Genomic DNA, 20,508 nt, shown 5'->3' on the forward strand with positions numbered 1-20,508 from the left:
GTCTCAAAGAAACTCGGGGGACTGGACGGTGATCAACAAGGTCTGGCTCTGGTCCAGCCGCTGCCGCTGCCTCAACCACCAGACAGCTCCCTTGCGCACAGCGCATTCCGAAGCCTGCAGCCCCATCAGCTGCGCAATGGTCTGGCCCAGCATGGGTTGATGGCCCACAACCAGCACCGTCCCCTTGGCGCGCGGCCACTGCACAAGGTCCAGCAGATCTTGCGGCGTTCCACCAGGTAACAGCTCGGCGCGCATCTTGAACTTGCGCCCCAGGGCGTTGGCCGTTTGCTCGGTGCGCCGGGCCGGACTGGCAAGCACGCGCAAGCCCTCGGGCAATTGCCGGTCCAGCCAGGCCGCCATGCGCGCTGCCTGCTTTTCCCCGCGCGACGTCAAGGCCCTCGCCAGATCATCGCCGCCCGCCTCTGCGAGCTCCTCTGCCTCCGCATGGCGCCACAGGATGAGGTCCATCATGCCGCCCCCTGGTCCATGCGCGTCCCCGACGGGGCTGGACCGTAGCGAACCATTAAAGCGTTCTGGGCGCCCAACCCATCCTGCGGACGGGGGGCTCGGCTGTAGGAGCCGTCAGCGTTCAGCGTCCATGCATCCCGGTCGTCATGCAAATAGGCGACCAGGCACTCGTCCACGATCTGCTGCCGCAGGCGCGGGTCTGTCACAGGCCAGGCCAACTCCACACGCCGCATCATGTTGCGGTTCATCCAGTCGGCGCTGGAAAGGTACAGATCTTCCTCCCCCCCGCTGCGGAAGTAGAAGACACGTGTGTGCTCCAGGAAGCGGCCGATCACCGACCGTACACGGATGTTGTCGGTCACCCCGGGCACCTGGGCTGCCAGCATGCAAGCTCCCCGCACGATAAGATCAATGCGCGCACCGCGCTGGCCGGCCACGATCAGAGCACGCATCAGGGCCTCGTCGGTCAGGGCATTCATCTTGGCCACGATCCGCGCATCCTCTCCCCGGCTGGCCGCCAGACCCACTTGTTCGATTTTCTCCAGCATTCGCCGGTGCAGATGGAACGGAGCCAGCATCAGCTTGCGCAGCTTGGGCGGGCGGTTCTGGCTCGCAAGGTGATTGAACACCCCGTCCATGTCGGCGGTGGTTTCTTCATCGGCCGTAAGGTAGCTCAGATCGGTATACAGCCGTGCAGTACGTACGTTGTAGTTGCCCGTGGATAGGTGCCCGTAGCGCCGCAGTTTTCGCCCTTCCCTGCGCGTAACCAGCAGCATCTTGGCGTGCGTCTTGAGACCCACTACGCCGTAGACCACTTGGGCGCCAATCGACTCCAGGGCCTCGGCCCAGTTGATATTGGCCTCTTCATCAAAGCGCGCCTTGAGTTCCACCACCGCCATGACCTCTTTGCCACGGCGTACGGCCTCGGTGAGCAGGTCCATAAGTTCGGAGTCCGCGCCGGTGCGGTAGATGGTCTGTTTGATGACAAGCACATCAGGGTCATTGACGGCTTCACGCAAAAAGGCAAGGAGCCCGTCAAAACTCTCGAACGGCTGGTGGATCAGCACATCGTGCTTGCGCAGTTGTTCCAGGATGGACACGCCGGATTGCAGCTGCCGGGGCCACGCGGAATTCCAGGGCGGAAAGAGCAGGTCCGGCGCATCCACCAGATCCACCAGTTGCGTCAAACGCACCAGGTTCACTGGGCCATGCACCCGGTACAAGGCAGCAGCCGGCAAAGCAAACTGCGCCAACAGAAAATCCGACAAAAACTGCGAACACCCGGAGGACACCTCCAGCCGTACCGCCTGCCCATAGTGCCGGTGTTGCAAGCCCTGGCGAAGGGCTGTCCGCAGGTTGCGCACATCCTCTTCGTCCAGTGCCAAATCGGAATGGCGCGTCACGCGGAACTGCGAGAATTCCGTGACCTCCCGCCCCGGGAAAAGATCCTCCAGATGCGCGCGAACAATGCTGGAGAGGCTCACGAAAAGAGCCTCCCCAGGCGCCACGCGGGCGGGCATGCGGATCAGCCTTGGCAGCGCACGCGGCACCTTGACGATGGCAATCTCGTTCTCCCTGCCGAAAGCGTCGTGGCCCTTCAGGCGAACAATGAAGTTCAGCGATTTGTTGGCCACCTGTGGAAACGGATGGGCCGGATCCAGCCCCACTGGAATCAGCAGTGGCCGGACCTCGTTCACAAAATAGTCGTGGACCCAGCGCTTTTGGGCGGGTGATCGCTCGCCATACCCCACGATGCGAATCCCGTGCGCGGCAAACGCAGGCACCAGGGACTCGTTGTACAGCGCGTATTGCCGCTCCACCAGGCTGTGTATTTTGGCGGCCATGGCTTCGAACGATGCCGTCGAATAGAGCCCTTTGGTCTCACCTTTTTGAGCAGCGGTAATGTGCGGCGCAGCACGGACCTCAAAAAATTCGTCGAGATTGGACGACACGATGCACAGATATCGCAATCGTTCCAGTAGCGGCACATCCGGCCTCACAGCCCAGTCGAAAACACGCTCGTTGAAAGCCAGGATGCTGTGGTCCCTGTCCAGAAACATGTGAGGGGGCGCGCTGGCGGACTGTGAGGATCCTCCGCTCGTGCCACTGTCCGGCGACAGGGAGGCGTTGGCATGCACGAGAGCATCATCGGAAGGCAAAGGCAACATGGGTACGCAAACGCGGCTAGTGCAGGATGGCAGCAGTATTTAACGCCCAGATGACAAAGATGTGACAGATTTTGTGACAGTCACACGAGGCGAGCCCTGCGCTTGGGCGGGAACCAGATACTGCTCGAACAGCCGGGCGGCATGCGCCCAGGTGAAATCGAGTGCCCGTGCGCGCGCTTCGGACCGGGGTATCGCCAGTGCCTGCTGGCTTGCCACGAGCAAATCGTTGTGCAGCACGCCCCCTCTGGGCGGCTGACCTGAATGCGCCCCCAGCACCTCCATCGGGCCGTCCTCAGGGTAGGCGGCCACCGGCGTCCCGCAGGCCATTGCCTCCAGCATGACCAAGCCGAAGGTTTCTGACCTGCTGGGAAACACAAACACATCCGCAGCCGCATATACCTGCGCCAGCGCGGCACGGTCCAGGATGCCCAGCCAACGGACCTGCGGATACTTGGCCTTGAGGCGAGCTTCCAGTGGACCGACCCCGCACACCACCTTGGAGCCTGGTATGTCCAGCTGGAGGAAAGCTTCGATGTTTTTCTCGTACGAAATCCGCCCGACATACAAGGAGACGGGGTGCGCCAAAGCACCCGTGAGCGGGCTCTGGATGGTTGCACCGTGGAACGGAAAAGCCCGTGTGTCCACCCCATGGGTCCATGGGCGCAGATTGCGAAAGCCCCGTCGCTCCAGCATCTGCAAAACGCCTTGCGTAGGCACCATCACCCCCGAAGATGGCTGGTGAAAGTGCCTGAACAGCGCATACCCCCATCGCAGTGGCACGCGCAGCGCTGCATGCAGTATTTCCGGAAATCGCGTGTGGAAAGCGGTAGTGAATGCCAACCCCTTGCGCAGGCAATAGCGGCGCCCTGCCCAGCCCAACGGCCCTTCCGTGGCAAGGTGAATGGCATCGGGTTTCATCGCGTCCAGCATCGTCGTCACCCGCTTCGCCGGGCGCACTGCCAAGTCGATGCCAGGATAGCCGGGGCACGGACGGGTTGCGAACTGGCCGGGGTGCAGCACCTGCACCTCGTGCCCGGCCGCTTCAAGCTCCTGCACCAGTTCCAGCAAGGTGGTAACCACCCCATTGACCTGGGGCAGCCAGGCGTCTGTCAACAAGGCAATTTTCATACAACGGCAGCCGACTCGGCCCGGGAAATATTGGCGACAGGAGAAGCCGGCCACTGCAACAGTTCCAGCCTGCCGTCCATGTGCTCGACCAAGGCGGTGTGGCTTTCCACCCAGTCGCCGTCATTGCAGTAAAGCGTCCCACCGATCTCGCGCATCTCGGCACGGTGGATATGGCCGCACACGACGCCGTCATGCCCCCTGCGGCGTGCTTCAGCCGCAACAGCCACTTCAAAGTCGGTGACGTAGTTCAGGGCCTTTTTGACCTTGCCTTTCAGGTAAGCCGACAAAGACCAGTAGGGCAGGCCCATGCGGGCGCGCAATGTGTTGAGGTACCGGTTGAGCTTGAGCGTGAATTCATAAAGGTTGTCGCCCAGATACGCCAGCCACTTGGCGCACTGGATGACTCCATCAAAATGGTCGCCGTGCGTGACCCAGAGGCTGCGGCCATCCGCCGTGGTGTGCACCGCATCGGCCCGCACCTCGATGCCTCCAAACGAGTGGCCTACGAACGCGCGGGCAAATTCGTCATGGTTGCCCGGCACAAACACCACCCGGCACCCCTTGCGCGCACGGCGCAGCAGCTTTTGCACCACATCGTTGTGGGCTTGTGGCCAGAACCACTTGCGGCGCAGTTGCCAGCCATCGACGATGTCGCCCACAAGGTAGAGGTGATCGCTGGGGTGGTGCTTGAGAAAGTCCAGCAGCGCAACCGCCTGGCAACCCGGCGTGCCCAGATGCAGATCAGAAATAAAGACCGCGCGGTACCGACGATGGCCGGCGGCTGAGGCATGTGCGTCTTCGGCCGCGTCCTCGTGGCCTATGGATGGCTCCATCCAGGGTCCCAGGGCATCGAACGCGGCGCGCATCAGGCCCCCAGAAAATGCTTGCGATAGCGAGGATGCAGGTCCGCCAGGCGCATCAGCATCGGCAAGTCTGCCGTGTTGAAGTCTGGATCCCAAGCCGGCGCGCCCAGCACGCGGGCCCCGAGCCGCAGGTAGCCTTTGATCAGCGCCGGTGGCTCCACCGTGATGGATCCGTCGAGTTGCTCCACTGGCAAGGGCAAACGGGGAAGCACGTGGTATTCGATGGGGACAAGGTGTGTCTTTCGCACCTGCTGCCAGATGCTGGCGGCCGCATCGCCGCTGACAACGCCGTTGTGAAGCATGGGGATGCTTGCGCAACCGATCATCGTGTCCAACTGGTTGCGCACCATAAAGTCCGCCAGCGCGCTCCACAAAGCCATGATCACGCCGCCGTGGCGGTGGTCGGGGTGCACACAGCTGCGCCCCAATTCCACCATGCGGGGGCGCAGCGAGCGCAGCCGCGTCAGGTCAAACTCGGTATCGCTGTAGGTACCGCCGACGCGCCGGGCCTGGGCCGGAGTGAGCACCCTGTAAGTCCCAATGACTTGCTGGCTCTGGACATCGCGCACCAACAGGTGCTCGCAGTAATCGTCAAAAAGGTCCACGTCATGGCCCGCAATGGGGGTCGTCAATCGAGCGCCCATTTCCGCCGCAAACACGTCGAACCGCAGCCGCTGCGCCTGGCGCACTTCATCTTCATGGCGCGCCCAGGCCACCTGAATAGCGCCGCGTTCCGGCATCGGATGCGCAGCACCCGTCAAAGCGCCCACCCCTTGAAGCACTCTCGGGGAAGCAACTTCGGCAGACAGCGGTGGTGTCAAGGTGGGCAGTTCATTCATGGTGCAACATCTCCTTGCATGAGGATGGGTTGGGCTGAAGGCACCAACCATGGCCGGGAATCTTTTTTCCCTGCGAGCAAGTGTGGAATTGGGACGTGACGTCGCCATGTCGGAGGCGTGTCAATGCCGTGACAGCCGTTCAGGCAGAAGCACCAACGCTCGCCATCGTACGGACTGCATAATTGATTCAGGAACCCGCACCGTGCATGCCCCCTCCCCCGCTCGCCCCCGGAGCCCTGTTACGGGCCCACTGGTCGTGTTTGTTCTGGCGGCGCTGTGCGCAGGGGTGATGGTGTGGGCGCTGGAGCGCCAGGAGCATGCACAACAGCGCACCCAGGTGGCGGACATGGCGGGCGACCATGTGCAGGCCCTGCAACGCGCCATCGAGCTGGCCCTGTCGGCCAACAACGCCCTGGTGGCCCTCGTGCGCCAGGGAAAAGGCCAGGTAACGCAGTTTGAAGAGATCGGCACCCAGATGCTGCCGTTCTATCCGGGCATCGCCGCCATGGGGCTGTCACCCAACGGGGTGGTCAGGCACGTGGTTCCGCGCCAGGGCAACGAAAACTCCATCGGCTTCGATCAGCTCAACGACCCACGCCAAGGCCCCGAATCCGCCAGGGCACGGGAATCAGGCCGACTGACCCTGGCCGGCCCCATGGAACTGGTGCAAGGTGGCTTGGGAGTGGTGGGGCGCCAGCCTGTTTATCTGGAAGACACACAGGGCCACCGTGCCTTTTGGGGCTTTACCTACGTCACCATCCGATTGCCCGAGGTGCTGGCAGCCGCCCGACTGCCGCAATTGACCCAGCGGGGATACCACTACAGGTTGTGGCGCATCCGGCCCGACACGGGGGAAGAACAGACGATCGCAGCCTCGACCCCACCCGCTGGCCCCGACGCCGTGGGCCGTTCCTTGACGCTGCCCAACGGACAATGGACGTTGAGCCTGGTCCCCATCAAAGGCTGGGGAGACCCGGGCGTGCTGGCCATGCGATGCGCGGTGGCCTTGCTGTTTGCGCTGCTGATGACCTACCTCGCCCGGCTGCTTTTCGAGCTGAAGGCGCATGAGCGCGGTCTGGCCTACCAGGTGGCGCAGCGCACCTCGGAGATCCAGGCCACCCAGCAGCAGTTGCGTGCCACCATCGATGCCATCCCGGACCCGCTTTTCGAGCTTGACCTGGACGGCCTGTACTGCAGTGTGCACAGCCAGCGCGCTGAGTTGCTCATGGCACCCGCAGACATGCTGGTCGGGCACAACGTGACCGAGGTACTGCCTGCGGTGGCCGCACTGTCGGTGATGGACGTGCTGAACGAAGCCCACGCCCACGGCTGGTCCACCGGACGGCAGATCGTGCTTGATCTGCCCAGTCTGGGCGCCACCTGGTTTGAGTTGTCTGCGGCGCGCAAGGCCACCTCCCCCAGCGCAAAGCCCAGGTTCATTGTGCTGTCGCGCGACATCACCGAACGCAAGCGGTCACAGGAGCAGTTGCAGCTCACCGCCCAGGTGTTTGACCAGAGCAGTGAAGCCATCGTGATTGCCGACGCGGCCCATACCATCGTGCGCATCAACCGGGCATTCACACGGATCACCGGGTACACGGAAGCCGAAGCGGTAGGACAGTCGGTGCGTCTGCTCACGGTCGCCGGAGCCGACGATGACTTCCACGCCGATACCGTCTACGCACAGTTGCCGCAGGGCGGAAGCTGGGAGGGCGAGGCCTGGGGGCGCCGCAAGGATGCATCCACCTACCCGCAGTGGCTGTCGGTCAGCAGCGTGCGAGACGGCAATGGCGTTGTCACGCATTCCATCACGCTGTTCCGCGACATCACCCAGCAGCGAGAGGCCCAGGACCGCATTCAACGGCTGGCCCACTTCGACCCGCTCACCAACCTTCCCAACCGCGCGCTCCTGGCGGAACGCGCCCACCGCCACATTGCCGACGAGCAGGCGCGCGGCGGTACGCTGGCCATGCTGTTTCTGGACCTGGACCACTTCAAGAACGTCAATGATTCGCTGGGCCACAGAATCGGCGACATCCTGCTCGTGGCTGTCGCACAAAGGCTTCAGTCTCTCCTGAGGCCCCAGGACACGGTTTCGCGCCTGGGTGGGGACGAATTCCTGCTACTGCTCCCCGCCACTTCCGCCGCTGCCGCCGCCGACATGGCCACGCAGCTGCTGGCCGCCGTGGCCCAGCCCTTCCAGATTGACCCCTACGAACTCACCACCACCTTGTCGGTCGGCATTGCGATGTACCCGGCCGACGGGGAATCGTTCGACACGCTGTACCAGCGGGCAGACGCCGCCATGTACCGTGCCAAGCAGAACGGACGCAACCGGTACGGATTCTTCACCGCCGATCTTGAAGCCCGCACCGCCCGTGCCCTCCAGATCGAAAATGCGCTGCGCCGTGCGCTGGAGCGCAACCAGTTTGAGCTGCACTACCAGCCGCAGGTCTCGCTCACCACGCGCCAGGTGGTGGGTGCCGAAGCCCTGCTGCGCTGGCGCCATCCCGAACTGGGCCTGGTGTCGCCAGCCGAGTTCATCCCCGTGGCCGAGAGCAGCGGCATGATCGTGGCAATTGGCGAATGGGTCATCCACACAGCGGTGAGGGACACCAAACGCTGGCTGGATCTGCACCTGCCCCTGCGGGCCGTTTCCGTGAACGTTTCCGCCGTGCAATTCAGGCACCCCCAGTTGCCCGAGATGGTGACCCGCTGCCTGGAACAGGCTGGCCTGCCAGCCCGCAGGCTGGAGCTGGAGCTGACGGAGGGTGCCGCCGTGGACGATCCCGCCGCCGCACTGGCGATGATGGACCAGCTGCACGACCGGGGCGTGCGCCTGTCGATGGATGACTTTGGCACCGGGTACTCATCGCTGAGCTACCTCAAGCGTTTTCAGATCTACAAACTCAAGATCGACCAATCGTTTGTACGCGACCTCGAAGAGGATGCCAACGACCGCGCCATCGTGAGCGCCATCATCCGCATGGCGCAGGCGCTGGGGATGCAAACCACGGCCGAGGGGGTGGAGACCGACGGGCAGCTTGAATTTCTGCGTGCGCAGGGCTGCGACGAAGCGCAGGGCTTTTACTTCAGTCGCCCCCTGCCCGCGGATGCCTTCGAGGCCTACTTGCGCCAGCAGCAGCAGCAGCAGCAGTCGTCGTCGTCAGGCTAGGCAGTTGCGCGCCGTTGGTTGCGGGCGGCATTGCGGCGGTTACCGAAGGTGCCCCCATGGGCTTGTAAGGGAGCGCTGCTACACTTTGGTACAAATTACCCAGGCCGCCAGGCCCTACAGCCCGTACCGGTCTCCATGTTTGCGCCGTACAGCACTCCAGAATCGCAGCGTCCTGGAGTTGCCACCGACACTCCCTTGCAACGCGCGCTGCGCGAACAGCAAACCCTGCTCGACAGTGCAGGCGTAGGCATTGTCTTCCTGCGCCAGCGCAGTGTGGTGCGCTGCAACCAGCGGTATGCCGAAATTTTTGGCCATGCCAGCCCCGAGAGCCTGGTCGGGCTGAACACCGAAACCTTCTACCCTTCGCGCGAGGCGTTTCGCGATCTGGGCCGCACCGCCTACCCGGTACTAGCCCAGGGCCAGGCGTTCCGCGTCGAGCGCCAGCTGCGCCGGCGCGACGGCAGCCTGTTCTGGGGCAGCCTGACCGGGCGGCTCATCAACCCGCACGACACAGCCGAAGGTTCCATCTGGATCCTGGACGACATCGACGAGCAAAAGCGTGCGCAGGCTGCACTGGGCGCAGCGGTGCGTGAAAAGCAGCTGCTCTTTGACAGCGCAATGGTGGGGATCGTGTTCCTGCGCGACCGGCGCCTGACCCGCTGCAACCACCACTTTGAGCAAATGCTGGGCTACGAGCCGGGTGAACTGGTGGGCAGCCCCTCGCGCCGGTGGTACGCCAGCGACGCTGCGTGGGAAGAGGTCGGCCGCCGATGCTATCCGCAGCTGGCCGCCGGCCACTCCTACGAGGGCGAGCTGGAGTTGTGCCGCAAGGATGGGACCCCCGTGATCTGCGAGGTGCGCAGCAAGTCCATCGACCCAGCCGATCCATCGCAGGGCTCCATCTGGATCACGATGGACATCACGGAGCGCAAGCAGGCGCAGGCCGTGCTTGCCAGTGCCCACGAAGACCTCGAAAGGCAGGTGCAGGACCGCACCCGCGAACTGCGCGAGACCGTGGACAACCTGCACCGTGAGATCAACGACCGCAAGGCCGATCAGGAGCGCATCTACTGGCTGGCCCACTACGACGCCCTGACAGGCCTGCCCAACCGCACGCTGCTGGCAGAACGGGCGCAGGAGGCCATCCGCGTCGCCCAGGAGGGCAACACGCCGCTGGCCCTGATCTTCCTGGACCTGGACCACTTCAAGCATGTGAACGACTCGCTGGGCCACCGCGTGGGCGATACCCTGCTCGTGGAGATCGCCAAGCGGCTGCGGGCGGTGGTGCGCGACAAGGACACCGTGTCGCGCCTGGGCGGCGACGAGTTCATTTTGCTGCTGCCGGGCGCCAATGCCCATGGTGCCGCCCGCGTGGCCGGCAAGCTGCAGGAGGCATCGCGCCAGCACTACCAGATTGACCACCACGAGCTGACCATGGCGCCGTCCATGGGCATCGCGCTGTTCCCGCAGGATGGCACGGACTTCGACACGCTGACGCAGTCGGCCGATGTGGCCATGTACCGCGCCAAGCTCGACGGGCGCAATACCTTCAAGTTCTTTACCCCCGAGATGCAGGCGCAGTCGGTGCGCGCCTTGCAGCTTGAAAACGCCCTGCGGCGTGCGCTGGAGCGCAACCAGTTCCACCTGCACTACCAGCCGCAGATGAGCCTGACCAACGGCTCCGTGCGCAGCGTGGAGGCATTGTTGCGCTGGCAACACCCGCAGTTGGGCGCAGTATCGCCGGCAGAGTTCATTCCCATTGCCGAAGACAGCGGGCAGATCCTGCAGATTGGGGAATGGGTGCTGCGCACGGCGCTGTCACAGCTCAAAACCTGGCGCACGAACGGATTCCCCCACCTGACGATGGCCGTAAACCTGTCAGCCATCCAGTTTCGCCAGCCGCAGCTGCCGGAGCTGGTGAGCCGCATGCTGGCCGAGTTCAGTCTGCCGCCCGACTCCCTGGAGCTGGAGCTGACCGAGGGCGTCGCCGTGGACGACCCCCATGCTGCCGTGGCCACCATGGACCAGTTGCACGCACGCGGCGTGCGCATGTCGATGGACGACTTTGGCACCGGCTACTCATCGCTGAGCCAGCTCAAGCGCTTTCAGATCTTCAAGCTCAAGATCGACCAGTCGTTCGTGCGCGACCTGGGTGATGACGGCAACGACCGCGCCATCGTCAGCGCCATCATCCGCATGGCCCAGGCGCTGGGCATGCGCACCACGGCAGAAGGCGTGGAGACCGAAGGTCAACTGGCCTACCTGCGCGAACAAGGGTGCGACGAGGCGCAGGGCTACCACTTCAGCATGCCGCTGTCCGCGCCCGAGCTGGAAGCCTTCATGCGGCGGCAGTTGCATTGACCGACACTGCCCCATGCTGGCCGAAGGGCTCGTGCGGCGGCCAATGAATGCACCGGTGGACGCAGCAGGGACATCAGCCCATCGGCTCGAAAATATCATGAAAACAGGGCCTAGCGCTTGATAGGAATGCGCAAGCAGCTATAAATTCAGTAGCAAATACACCCAGTCTGCAGGACCGAGGCTCCTGGGGCAGTGCGGGCTTTCAGCAGTCAGCATCCCATGCATCGTCGCCCAGGTCAGTCCCTGCAAGCGCAGTTCAGCGGATCGGAAACGCGTACATCAGGCCCTGCTTGCTCCACAGGTTGTTGAGGCCGCGCGGCAGCCCCAGCGCCGACTTCTGGCCGACGTTGCGCTCGAAAATCTCGCCGTAGTTGCCGGTGGTCTTGAGGGCGCGCAGCAACCAGTCCCGGTCCAGCCCCAGGAGCTTTCCGGTGTCTTCCGCAGTACCCACCATGCGCTGCACCACCGGGTGGGCGCTGCTGGCTTTCAGCGAATCCGCATTGGCTTGCGTCACACCATACTCTTCGGCTTCGATCAGGCCGTAGATCACCCACTTGACCACGGCAAACCACTCGTCGTCGCCCCGCCGCACCAAGGGCCCCAGGGGTTCCTTGGAGATGAGTTCCGGCAAGATCGTGTGTATTGCTGCACCTTGCGAAACACCGCTGCGCAAGGCTGCCAGGCCCGATGCATCGGTGGTGAATGCGGTGCACCGCCCCGCCAGATAGGCGGCCGTTGCAGCATCTACCTTCTCAAACATCACGGGTTTGATGTCGAGGCCGTTGGCACGGGAATAGTCGGCCAGGTTTTTTTCGGTGGTAGTGCCCGACTGCACACATACGGTCTGTCCCTTGAGCTGGCGGATGCTCCTGATCTTGCTCTTGGCAGGCACCATGAAACCCTGGCCGTCGTAGTAGGTAACGACCGTCTGGTGCAGGCCCATCGATGCATCGCGCGCCAGCGAAAAGGTGGTGTTGCGCGAAAGCACGTCCACCTCGCCGGATTGCAAGGCCGTGAAGCGCTGCGGCACGTCCAACGGCACGTACTTGACTTTCTTGCCGTCGCCCAGCACGGCGGCTGCAAGTGCCCTGCAGACATCCACGTCAAGTCCGGACCACTTGCCGCTGGAGTCTGCCATCGCAAACCCGGCCAGCCCTGTATTGACGCCACACACCACCTGCCCGCGCGCCCTGATACCGTCGAGAGTCTTGCCCGCATGGGCCACGGGAGCGGCCAGCAACGCGGCCACAACGATGGCGCCCATTGCGGCGATCTGGCCAAACACTGTCTTCATGCGGTCAGGTCTCCGGAAGGGTGATTCACGGTGCCGACAATGGCGCAGGCCCTGCCCCATCCAGCATCTTCTGCAGAAATTGCGCCTGCCCCATGCTGGGGTCCAGGGTGTAGGCAGCAAAGCCTTCCCGTTCGTACGCGCGCATTGCACTGTGGTTGCCCGAAAGCACTTCGAGCGTGAGCTTGCAGGCACCGCGCTCGCGGGCCAGCGTTTCCACCCGGTGCAGCATGCGCTGGGCGATGCGGTGGCCGCGCCAGCCGGGTGCCACCACCACGTCATGCACGTTGACCAGAGGCCGGCAGGCAAAGGTCGAAAAGCCCTCCAGGCAATTGATCAGCCCCACGGGCACCTCGCCGTGCGGCGCCGAAGCGTCCGCCGCCCAGGCCATCACGCTGAAAGCCTGCGGCCGCTGGCGCAGCGCCTCGGGCAAGCCCCGCTGGACCTCGGCGCTCAGTGGAACGCCACCACCCGCCACGTCCCTTGCATAGCCGTCGAGCAGTTCGACCAACGCCCGCGCTTCGCGGGCATTGCCGTAGTCCACGGAACGGACGGTGATGGTGGAAGGTATGTCAGTGTTTGAAGGCATCTATGGGGTTCCTGGTCGGCGGCAAAGGCCGCAGCGTAGCGGATCGTGCGGCGCGCCAACGGTGGAAGGAGCTCTCGGCGGGATCACCATCAGCCAGCACGGGCCGCGTCGGCCAACCTTTGCGCGCAGGAACTGGCCATTTGCGCATCACGGGCCTCCACCATCACCCGCAGCAGCGGCTCGGTACCACTCGCGCGGATCAGCACGCGGCCTGACGCGCCCAGCTCCTGCTCGACGGCCTGGGTCGTGTCAGCCAGCAAGCGGTTGGCCTTCCAGTCCTGGCCAGGGGCCAGCCGCACATTCAGCAGCACCTGCGGATAGAGCGTGATGTCGGCCAACAGTTGCGCCAGGGTACGGCCACTGCGCACACAGGCCTGCAGCACCTGCAAAGCACTCACCAAGCCGTCGCCGGTGGTATGGCGGTCCAGCGCCAGCAGATGGCCCGAGCCCTCGCCGCCCAGCACCCACTGGTGCCGCGCCAGCTCTTCAAGCACATAGCGGTCGCCCACCTTGGCCCGCACAAACTTCACGCCCTTTGCCTTCAGCGCAACCTCCACTGCCATGTTGGTCATCAGGGTGCCCACGACACCCGGCACATGCTCATCGCGGCCCATGCGGTCCGAAGCCATCAGGTACAAAAGCTCGTCGCCGTTGTACAGGCGCCCCGTGGCATCGACGATCTGCAGGCGGTCCGCGTCGCCATCGAGCGCAATGCCATAGTCGGCGTGGTTGGCGCGCACGGCCCGCACGAGCGCATCGGGATGGGTGGCTCCCACCTCGTGGTTGATGTTGAGGCCGTCGGGCGAGCAGCCAATCGACAGCACTTCGGCACCCAGCTCGTGGAAGACCTTGGGTGCCACCTGGTAGGCCGCGCCATGCGCGGCATCGACAACGATCTTGAGGCCCTTGAGGGTCAGGTCCTGCGGAAACGTGCTCTTGCAGAACTCAATGTAGCGGCCCGCCGCATCATCGAGCCGCCGCGCCTTGCCCAGGCTGGCCGAATCGGCCCACACCGGGGGTTCACCCAGGGCCGCTTCCACGGCCTGCTCCCACGTGTCGGGCAACTTGGTGCCCTGTGCACTGAAAAACTTGATGCCGTTGTCGGGATAGGCGTTGTGGCTGGCGCTGATGACCACCCCCAGGCTGGCGCGTTGTGCGCGGGTCAGATAGGCCACGCCCGGGGTGGGCAAAGGGCCCAGCAGCACCACATCCACACCCGCGGAGTTGAAGCCTGACTCCAGCGCACTTTCCAGCATGTAGCCCGAAATGCGCGTGTCCTTGCCGATCAGCACCGTGGGGCGCTCCTCGGTCCTGCGCAACACTCGCCCGACGGCATGGGCCAGGCGCAGAACAAAATCCGGGGTGATGGGTGGCTGCCCGACGGTGCCACGAATGCCATCGGTTCCAAAGTATTGGCGTGTCATGTTCTAGCGTCTCCTCGTGTGAATCTCATTGTTTGTTATCCATCGCCAAAGGGTCTGGCATGCGCCCATCCATACAACGCCCCAGTCTCCGGAAGACCCCGTCAGGCCCCTTGCATTGCACGCCACACCGCGAGCGCCGCCACGGTTTCGCGGACATCGTGCACGCGTACCACAGAAGCTCCACGCTCCACGGCCAACACCGCTGCGGCCACGCTGGGCACCATGCGCTGCTCTACTGCCAAGCCCGTCACCGCACCCAGAGACGACTTGCGGGACCAGCCTGCCAGAAGAGGATAGCCTGCAGCCCGCAGCACCGACTGGTGCGCCAGCAGCGCAAAATTCTGTTCCACCGTTTTGCCAAAACCAATACCCGGGTCCAGCACAATCCGGTTCTTTTCGACCCCTAGCGCTTGCAGGTCAAGCGCAGAGCGCTGCAAAAAGTATAGCACCTGCTGTACCACATCGCCCTCCATCGGGGCCATCTGCATGGTTTGGGGATCGCGGTGCATGTGCATCAGGCACACCCCACATTTCGGGTGCGATGCCACCACCTCTGCGGCACCCGGCTGGCGCAATGCCCAGATGTCATTGATGATGTCCGCGCCCAGGTCCAGCACCGCGCGCATGACCTCGGGCTTGTAGGTATCGATGGAGATAGGAACCCCCAGGGACACCGCGCCCTGCACCAGAGGCACCACCCGCGCCAGCTCTTCGTCCAGCGGCACCGCCGGACTGCCGGGGCGCGTGGACTCCCCGCCAATGTCCAGAATGTGTGCACCGTCGCGCAGCAAATGCTCGCAATGCCGCAGGGCCGCAGCGGTGGAGCCATGCCGCCCGCCGTCGGAGAACGAGTCCGGCGTGACATTGACGATGCCCATCACGCGGGGCTCGGCCAGGTCAATAGAGAAACGGGAGGTCTGCCAGATCATGGGGGGATCGAGAAAAGGTCACAGGCGCCTTCCTGGTGGAGGTCGGGAGGCAGCACAACACCACCCATGAAAAACGGGGCACAAGGCCCCGTGAGAACGGATGGACCGGCCAGCAATCAGGCGGCCGATGGTGCGGTGTCCGTCGTTACCGCAGGCGTGCCGCCGCTGGAGTTGTCGCCGCCCGAGGGAGGTGTACGGGGCGTCCAGTCCTTGGGAGGACGGGGCTCCTTGCCAGCCATGATGTCGTCCAACTGCTCGGTATCGATGGTTTCCCATTCGAGCAAGGCCTTGGCCATGGCGTGCATCTTGTCGCTGTTCTCTTCGATCAGGCGGCGGGCCAGGTTGTACTGCTCATCGATGATGCGGCGCACTTCCATGTCCACCTTTTCCATGGTCTGCTCGCTCATGGTCGTGGTCTTGGTCACCGAACGGCCCAGGAACACTTCGCCTTCGTTCTCGGCGTAGACCATGGGCCCCAGGGCATCGGTCATGCCGTAGCGGGTGACCATGTCACGGGCAATATGCGTGGCACGCTCGAAGTCATTGCTGGCCCCAGTGGTCATCTGATTCATGAACACTTCTTCAGCGATGCGGCCACCAAACAGCATGCTGATCTGGTTGAGCATGTATTCGCGATCGTAGCTGTAGCGGTCCTGGGCAGGCAGGCTCATCGTCACGCCCAGGGCACGGCCACGGGGAATGATGGTGACCTTGTGCACGGGGTCGCACTTGGGCAGCAGCTTGCCAATGAGGGCGTGGCCAGACTCGTGGTAGGCCGTGTTGCGGCGCTCTTCCTCGGGCATGACCATGCTCTTGCGCTCGGGGCCCATGAGGATCTTGTCCTTGGCCTTCTCAAAGTCCTGCATCTCCACGGTGCGCGCATTGCGGCGCGCAGCCATCAGGGCAGCTTCATTGCACAGGTTGGCCAGATCGGCACCGCTCATGCCAGGGGTGCCACGGGCAATGATGCCAGGGGCCACGTCCTGACCAATCGGGATCTTGCGCATGTGCACGTTCAGGATCTGCTCGCGGCCACGGATATCGGGCAGCGTCACATAGACCTGACGGTCGAAACGGCCAGGGCGCAGCAGGGCGGCGTCCAGGATGTCGGGGCGGTTGGTGGCAGCCACCACGATCACGCCCAGGTTGGTTTCGAAGCCGTCCATTTCAACCAGCATCTGGTTGAGGGTCTGTTCGCGTTCGTCGTTACCGCCGCCCAGGCCAGCACCACGCTGGCGGCCCACCGCGTCGATTTCATCGATGAAGATGATGCACGGAGCGTTCTTCTTGGCGTTGTCGAACATGTCGCGCACACGGGCCGCACCCACGCCGACAAACATTTCCACAAAATCGGAGCCAGAGATGCTGAAGAACGGCACCTTGGCTTCACCCGCGATGGACTTGGCAAGCAGGGTCTTGCCGGTGCCAGGGGGGCCCACTAGCAGCAGGCCCCGGGGAATGCGGCCACCCAGTTTCTGGAATTTCTGCGGATCTTTCAGGAAGTCCACGACTTCCTTGACTTCTTCCTTAGCCTCGTCGCAACCCGCCACGTCCGCGAACGTGACCTGGTTGTTGTTTTCGTCGAGCATGCGCGCCTTGCTCTTGCCGAAGCTGAAGGCGCCGCCCTTGCCGCCGCCCTGCATCTGACGCATGAAGTACACCCACACGCCGATCAGCAGCAGCATGGGGCCCCAGCTGACCAGGAGGGTCATGAGCAGGGAGCCTTCTTCACGGGGCTTGACGTCGAACTTGACGTTGTTGTTGATGAGATCGCCCACAAGGCCACGGTCCAGATAGGTGGCCGTCGTGCGGATCTTGCGGTCGTCATTGGTGACGGCCACGATCTCGGTGCCGCCCTGGCCTTCCTGGATGGTCGCGCTCTTGATGCGGTTGCTGCGGACTTCCTCCAGGAACTCCGAGTAGCCGACGTGGCCTGCGCTGGCTCCGGCACGGGTGTCAAACTGTTTGAACACCGTGAACAGCACCATGGCAATAACCAGCCACACGGCAATTTTTGAAAACCACTGATTGTTCAAGCGGGGCTCCAGTTGCGGGAAACAGAAAACGGACACACTGCCGTCATGGCACGCATGTGCGGCCCATTTTAGGTGTTTCAAGCCACCCGGCCATCCCTATTCCCCCTAGCGGCCATGGAAACAGCACGGGCTTTAGGGTCGAAATTCACGGATTCTTGACCTGAGGCAAGCCCGTTCAGGCGGTCTTCTTGAGGCCCATGCCCACCAGAAAGGTCTCGGACGATTTGTCGCGGGAGGCCTTGGGCTTCAACGGCTTGACCACTTTGAAGGTCTGTTTGAACAGCGTGACCAGATCGCTGTAGCCGCTGCCATGGAACAGCTTGACCACGAGGGCCCCATCCGGTTTCAAATGGTTGCAAGCAAACTCCACAGCCAGTTCGACCAGATGGGCAATGCGCGCAGCGTCGGCCGATTCGATACCGGACAGATTGGGAGCCATGTCCGAAACGACAACATCCACCACCCGACCATCCAGGGCCTGCTCCAGGCGCTCCAGCACCTCCGCCTCACGAAAATCACCGTTGATATAGGTAACACCCTCGATGGGCTCCATGGGCAGAAGGTCTAGCGCAATGATGGTGCCGTTGAGTTGGCCCGCTGCAGCCCCCCCGGGCGACATGCGCCTGCGCAGGTACTGGCTCCAGGCGCCCGGCGTGGAACCCAGATCCACCACGGTGTAACCGGGTTTGATGAGACCCAGCTGTTCGTCGATTTCCTTGAGCTTATAGGCGGCGCGTGCCCGGTATCCCTCTTTCTGGGCCAATTTGACATAGGTGTCGTTGACATGGTCGTTCAACCACGCCTTGTTGACCTTCTTGCTTTGGGTTTTGACTTTCATACCGCTCCATTGTCTCTCGACAATCAGCACCGCCGATAATACGGCCCATGCCCCAAATTCAACTGACTCCCGCCGAGCGCCGGGAACAACGCGCCAATGCCCATCACCTGGACCCCGTCGTCCTGGTCGGCGGCGATGGACTCACCCCTGCGGTCAAGAAGGAAATCGACGCCGCCCTGAACGCCCATGGCCTGATCAAGGTGCGCGTTTTCAACGATGACCGCGTGGCGCGCGAGCTGATGTACCAGGAGCTGACCGCCGAACTCAACGCAGCCCCCATCCAGCACATCGGCAAGCTGCTGGTACTGTGGCGCCCCCAGCCCGTCAAGGAACGTACGGTCGATGAGGACCGCATGCCCGGCCCACGCGACGTCAAGGTGCTCAAATACAGCAAGCGCGGCGGCCAGCGCCCCGAGATCAAGCAACTGCGCGTGCTGGGCAACCAGCGCCTCACTTCGGGCGGCCAGATCAAACGCGCCAAGCCCAAGCAAAAATCAATCAAGAAGCGCCAGGCAGACTGATGAGCCACGATGCAGGTTCGGCAGTACCTGCAAACTTTGCAGCACCTGCCGGCATGGCGCCCGTCCGCCACATCCTCTGCATGAAGTGGGGCACGAAATACGGCCCCGAATACGTCAACCGGCTGTATGCCATGGTGCGCAGGCACCTGAGCGGGGATTTTCGCTTTGTCTGCCTGACCGATGACAGCACGGGCATCCGCAGCGAAGTGCAGTGCCTGCCCATCCCCGCACTCGATCTGCCACCCGGCATCCCCGAGCGGGGCTGGACCAAGCTGGTCACTTTCAGCAAGGACCTGCACGGACTTCGAGGCACGGCCTTGTTCCTGGATGTGGACGTGGTCATCACCGGCAGCCTGGACGATTTTTTCACCCAGCCGGGTGAATTCCTGATCATCCACGACTACAAGCGCCCCTGGCGCATCACGGGCAACTCCTCGGTCTATCGCTTTGAGCTGGGAGCTCACCCCGACGTGCTGGAGCACTTTCGCGCGCATTTCTCAGAAATTCGTGAGCAGTTTCGCAACGAGCAGGCCTACTTGTCGGACTTCCTGCACCGGCAGGGCAAGTTGCAATACTGGCCTGCGGCGTGGTGCCCGAGTTTCAAATACCACGGGATACCGCCCTGGCCGACCAACTACTGGCGGCCGCCGTTTGTGCCAGCGGGCGCACGCATCGTGATCTTTCATGGGGAATGCAATCCCCCCGATGCTTTGGCCGGGCGGCGCAACCGGCGGTTTCGCTTCATTCGTCCGGCCACCTGGGTGGCGGAGCACTGGCGCGAATAGGCGGTTTGGAGGCAGCGCTGGTTGCGACCAGCGCTCGGTTCAGTCGTCTGCAGTGCCGTCAGGCCCGACCGGCAACAACGGCGGCTTCTGAACCTGGCGCAGTGTTTGCCACAACACGGCCAGTGCGCAGCACCACTGCAGCACATACATCACCGTCCCCACGCTGTGCCACAGGCGCAAATCCTGCCGCGCCACGATACGCGGCGCCACGCCAAACTGCGTGAGCAACGCCAGCAGCATGCCACCGAGTATAAAAACCATAGCAGCTTGCGCCCATGGATACTGCGCTATCGCCTGTTTTGGCCTTGAAATCAGCAGCAGAACCAGACAGCAGGCGACCGCCACCCAGGTCTGCGCCGCAAACAGCTTGGCCGCCATGTTGCCCGCCACCATGGGCGACGGAAGGTGGGCAAACAGCATGGGAACGACCAGAAACCCGATGGTAGTCAGGCTGCCCCACCAGAGCGCAGCGACCAGGGCAGGAAGGCGGTGGAACATGCCGTTCCCGCTCACTGGTAGCTGACCGCCACCACTTCGTAGCGGCGAATCCCGCCGGGAGCCTGCACTTCGGCGGTATCGCCCTCTTCCTTGCCGATCAAGGCGCGGGCGATAGGGCTCGAGATATTGATGAGCCCTTGCTTCAGATCCGCCTCGTCCTCGCCCACGATCTGGTATTTCACGAGGTCGCCAGACTCTTCGTCTTCCAGTTCGACCGTGGCGCCAAAGACGACCTTGCCGCCGCCATCCACGGCGCTGGGGTCGATCACCTGCGCCACCGACAGCTTGCCCTCGATCTCCTGGATGCGGCCTTCGATGAAGCCCTGGCGGTCCTTGGCGGCGTCATAGTCAGCGTTTTCGCTGAGGTCGCCCTGCGCGCGCGCTTCGGCAATTGCCGTGATCACAGCGGGGCGCTCTACGGTCTTGAGGCGGTGCAGTTCTTCCTTGAGCTTTTCAGCACCGCGCTTGGTAATCGGAATGGTGGCCATCGTGTTGCGTCTCCATAAATCAAAACGGTGAAAGCGCCAGAAGCACTTCCACCGGTCAATCGCCAGGCATGCCCGCGCTGCGCTGGGCGATGCGAATGGCAAGTCTA

The 20,508-nt window shown here is 63.4% G+C and carries 17 protein-coding genes; 4 read left to right on the forward strand and 13 right to left on the reverse strand.

Annotated elements, in window-relative coordinates; all coding sequences use genetic code 11:
• Positions 1 to 3 precede the first annotated feature (3 nt).
• Genes ACODS0_RS20690 through ACODS0_RS20710 form a run of 5 tightly spaced genes read right to left on the reverse strand, consistent with a single transcriptional unit; the run spans position 4 to position 5,466 of the window.
• On the reverse strand, positions 4 to 471 hold the full coding sequence (locus tag ACODS0_RS20690; protein WP_488836874.1) for a SixA phosphatase family protein: 468 nt from the start codon (positions 469 to 471) through the stop codon (positions 4 to 6).
• A complete protein-coding gene (ppk1, locus tag ACODS0_RS20695) occupies positions 468 to 2,636 on the reverse strand; it encodes a polyphosphate kinase 1 (protein WP_255577712.1) in 2,169 nt (722 codons plus the stop codon). Before ppk1 ends, ACODS0_RS20690 begins: the two co-directional genes overlap by 4 nt.
• A gap of 39 nt (positions 2,637 to 2,675) precedes the next feature.
• A complete protein-coding gene (locus tag ACODS0_RS20700; protein ID WP_121505983.1) occupies positions 2,676 to 3,764 on the reverse strand; it encodes a glycosyltransferase family 4 protein in 1,089 nt (362 codons plus the stop codon).
• Positions 3,761 to 4,630: a UDP-2,3-diacylglucosamine diphosphatase gene (locus ACODS0_RS20705; protein ID WP_121505982.1), complete on the reverse strand. Its 870-nt coding sequence runs from the start codon at positions 4,628 to 4,630 to the stop codon at positions 3,761 to 3,763. Before ACODS0_RS20705 ends, ACODS0_RS20700 begins: the two co-directional genes overlap by 4 nt.
• Positions 4,630 to 5,466, reverse strand: a complete 837-nt coding sequence (locus ACODS0_RS20710) for a GNAT family N-acetyltransferase (protein ID WP_488836877.1) — start codon at positions 5,464 to 5,466, stop codon at positions 4,630 to 4,632. Before ACODS0_RS20710 ends, ACODS0_RS20705 begins: the two co-directional genes overlap by 1 nt.
• Positions 5,467 to 5,755: 289 nt before the next feature.
• On the opposite strand from ACODS0_RS20710, the gene ACODS0_RS20715 reads away from it, so the two are divergent.
• Together ACODS0_RS20715 and ACODS0_RS20720 are read left to right on the forward strand one after the other, a co-directional pair.
• Positions 5,756 to 8,641: a bifunctional diguanylate cyclase/phosphodiesterase gene (locus ACODS0_RS20715; protein ID WP_488836921.1), complete on the forward strand. Its 2,886-nt coding sequence runs from the start codon at positions 5,756 to 5,758 to the stop codon at positions 8,639 to 8,641.
• Positions 8,642 to 8,776: 135 nt separating this feature from the next.
• Positions 8,777 to 11,002 (forward strand): putative bifunctional diguanylate cyclase/phosphodiesterase, encoded by a 2,226-nt coding sequence (locus ACODS0_RS20720; RefSeq protein ID WP_436131234.1) that lies wholly within the window; start codon positions 8,777 to 8,779, stop codon positions 11,000 to 11,002.
• A 256-nt stretch (positions 11,003 to 11,258) separates the two neighbouring features.
• Here ACODS0_RS20720 and ACODS0_RS20725 read toward each other — a convergent pair whose 3' ends face one another.
• From ACODS0_RS20725 to ACODS0_RS20750, 6 genes are all read right to left on the reverse strand, one after another.
• Positions 11,259 to 12,296, reverse strand: coding sequence for an amino acid ABC transporter substrate-binding protein (locus tag ACODS0_RS20725; RefSeq protein ID WP_488836879.1), 1,038 nt, complete (start codon positions 12,294 to 12,296; stop codon positions 11,259 to 11,261).
• A 25-nt stretch (positions 12,297 to 12,321) separates the two neighbouring features.
• Positions 12,322 to 12,882, reverse strand: coding sequence for a GNAT family N-acetyltransferase (locus tag ACODS0_RS20730; protein WP_488836881.1), 561 nt, complete (start codon positions 12,880 to 12,882; stop codon positions 12,322 to 12,324).
• Between the two features lie 89 nt (positions 12,883 to 12,971).
• Entirely contained in the window at positions 12,972 to 14,306 is a 1,335-nt protein-coding gene (gene glmM / locus ACODS0_RS20735; protein ID WP_055398223.1) for a phosphoglucosamine mutase, read from the reverse strand.
• Between the two features lie 101 nt (positions 14,307 to 14,407).
• Positions 14,408 to 15,235 carry a dihydropteroate synthase gene (folP, locus tag ACODS0_RS20740; RefSeq protein ID WP_488836884.1) on the reverse strand — a complete coding sequence of 276 codons (828 nt, stop codon included), beginning with the start codon at positions 15,233 to 15,235 and terminating at the stop codon, positions 14,408 to 14,410.
• Positions 15,236 to 15,351: 116 nt separating this feature from the next.
• Entirely contained in the window at positions 15,352 to 17,271 is a 1,920-nt protein-coding gene (gene ftsH, locus ACODS0_RS20745; protein ID WP_055398225.1) for an ATP-dependent zinc metalloprotease FtsH, read from the reverse strand.
• Positions 17,272 to 17,446: 175 nt separating this feature from the next.
• Positions 17,447 to 18,109, reverse strand: coding sequence for an RlmE family RNA methyltransferase (locus ACODS0_RS20750; protein WP_055398226.1), 663 nt, complete (start codon positions 18,107 to 18,109; stop codon positions 17,447 to 17,449).
• Positions 18,110 to 18,156: 47 nt separating this feature from the next.
• On the opposite strand from ACODS0_RS20750, the gene ACODS0_RS20755 reads away from it, so the two are divergent.
• Entirely contained in the window at positions 18,157 to 18,630 is a 474-nt protein-coding gene (locus ACODS0_RS20755; protein WP_055398227.1) for a YhbY family RNA-binding protein, read from the forward strand.
• Entirely contained in the window at positions 18,630 to 19,415 is a 786-nt protein-coding gene (locus ACODS0_RS20760) for a hypothetical protein (protein ID WP_055398228.1), read from the forward strand. Before ACODS0_RS20755 ends, ACODS0_RS20760 begins: the two co-directional genes overlap by 1 nt.
• A gap of 39 nt (positions 19,416 to 19,454) precedes the next feature.
• On the opposite strand, the gene ACODS0_RS20765 is transcribed toward ACODS0_RS20760, so the two are convergent.
• Together ACODS0_RS20765 and greA are read right to left on the reverse strand one after the other, a co-directional pair.
• Complete coding sequence (locus tag ACODS0_RS20765; protein ID WP_055398229.1) at positions 19,455 to 19,913, reverse strand: DUF4149 domain-containing protein; 459 nt, start codon at positions 19,911 to 19,913, stop codon at positions 19,455 to 19,457.
• An 11-nt stretch (positions 19,914 to 19,924) separates the two neighbouring features.
• Complete coding sequence (greA, locus tag ACODS0_RS20770; protein ID WP_055398230.1) at positions 19,925 to 20,401, reverse strand: transcription elongation factor GreA; 477 nt, start codon at positions 20,399 to 20,401, stop codon at positions 19,925 to 19,927.
• Positions 20,402 to 20,508 lie beyond the last annotated feature (107 nt).

Source organism: Acidovorax sp. FG60, from assembly GCF_057808995.1.

Excerpts from the sequence above, each read along its gene's own strand:
- ACODS0_RS20690 (WP_488836874.1), bottom strand. The coding sequence starts at position 471 with ATGATGGACCTCATCCTGTGGCGCCATGCGGAGGCAGAGGAGCTCGCA.
- ppk1 (WP_255577712.1), bottom strand. The coding sequence starts at position 2,636 with ATGTTGCCTTTGCCTTCCGATGATGCTCTCGTGCATGCCAACGCCTCC.
- ACODS0_RS20700 (WP_121505983.1), bottom strand. The coding sequence starts at position 3,764 with ATGAAAATTGCCTTGTTGACAGACGCCTGGCTGCCCCAGGTCAATGGG.
- ACODS0_RS20705 (WP_121505982.1), bottom strand. The coding sequence starts at position 4,630 with ATGCGCGCCGCGTTCGATGCCCTGGGACCCTGGATGGAGCCATCCATA.
- ACODS0_RS20710 (WP_488836877.1), bottom strand. The coding sequence starts at position 5,466 with ATGAATGAACTGCCCACCTTGACACCACCGCTGTCTGCCGAAGTTGCT.
- ACODS0_RS20715 (WP_488836921.1), top strand. The coding sequence starts at position 5,756 with ATGGTGTGGGCGCTGGAGCGCCAGGAGCATGCACAACAGCGCACCCAG.
- ACODS0_RS20720 (WP_436131234.1), top strand. The coding sequence starts at position 8,777 with ATGTTTGCGCCGTACAGCACTCCAGAATCGCAGCGTCCTGGAGTTGCC.
- ACODS0_RS20725 (WP_488836879.1), bottom strand. The coding sequence starts at position 12,296 with ATGAAGACAGTGTTTGGCCAGATCGCCGCAATGGGCGCCATCGTTGTG.
- ACODS0_RS20730 (WP_488836881.1), bottom strand. The coding sequence starts at position 12,882 with ATGCCTTCAAACACTGACATACCTTCCACCATCACCGTCCGTTCCGTG.
- glmM (WP_055398223.1), bottom strand. The coding sequence starts at position 14,306 with ATGACACGCCAATACTTTGGAACCGATGGCATTCGTGGCACCGTCGGG.
- folP (WP_488836884.1), bottom strand. The coding sequence starts at position 15,235 with ATGATCTGGCAGACCTCCCGTTTCTCTATTGACCTGGCCGAGCCCCGC.
- ACODS0_RS20750 (WP_055398226.1), bottom strand. The coding sequence starts at position 18,109 with ATGAAAGTCAAAACCCAAAGCAAGAAGGTCAACAAGGCGTGGTTGAAC.
- ACODS0_RS20755 (WP_055398227.1), top strand. The coding sequence starts at position 18,157 with ATGCCCCAAATTCAACTGACTCCCGCCGAGCGCCGGGAACAACGCGCC.
- ACODS0_RS20760 (WP_055398228.1), top strand. The coding sequence starts at position 18,630 with ATGAGCCACGATGCAGGTTCGGCAGTACCTGCAAACTTTGCAGCACCT.
- ACODS0_RS20765 (WP_055398229.1), bottom strand. The coding sequence starts at position 19,913 with ATGTTCCACCGCCTTCCTGCCCTGGTCGCTGCGCTCTGGTGGGGCAGC.
- greA (WP_055398230.1), bottom strand. The coding sequence starts at position 20,401 with ATGGCCACCATTCCGATTACCAAGCGCGGTGCTGAAAAGCTCAAGGAA.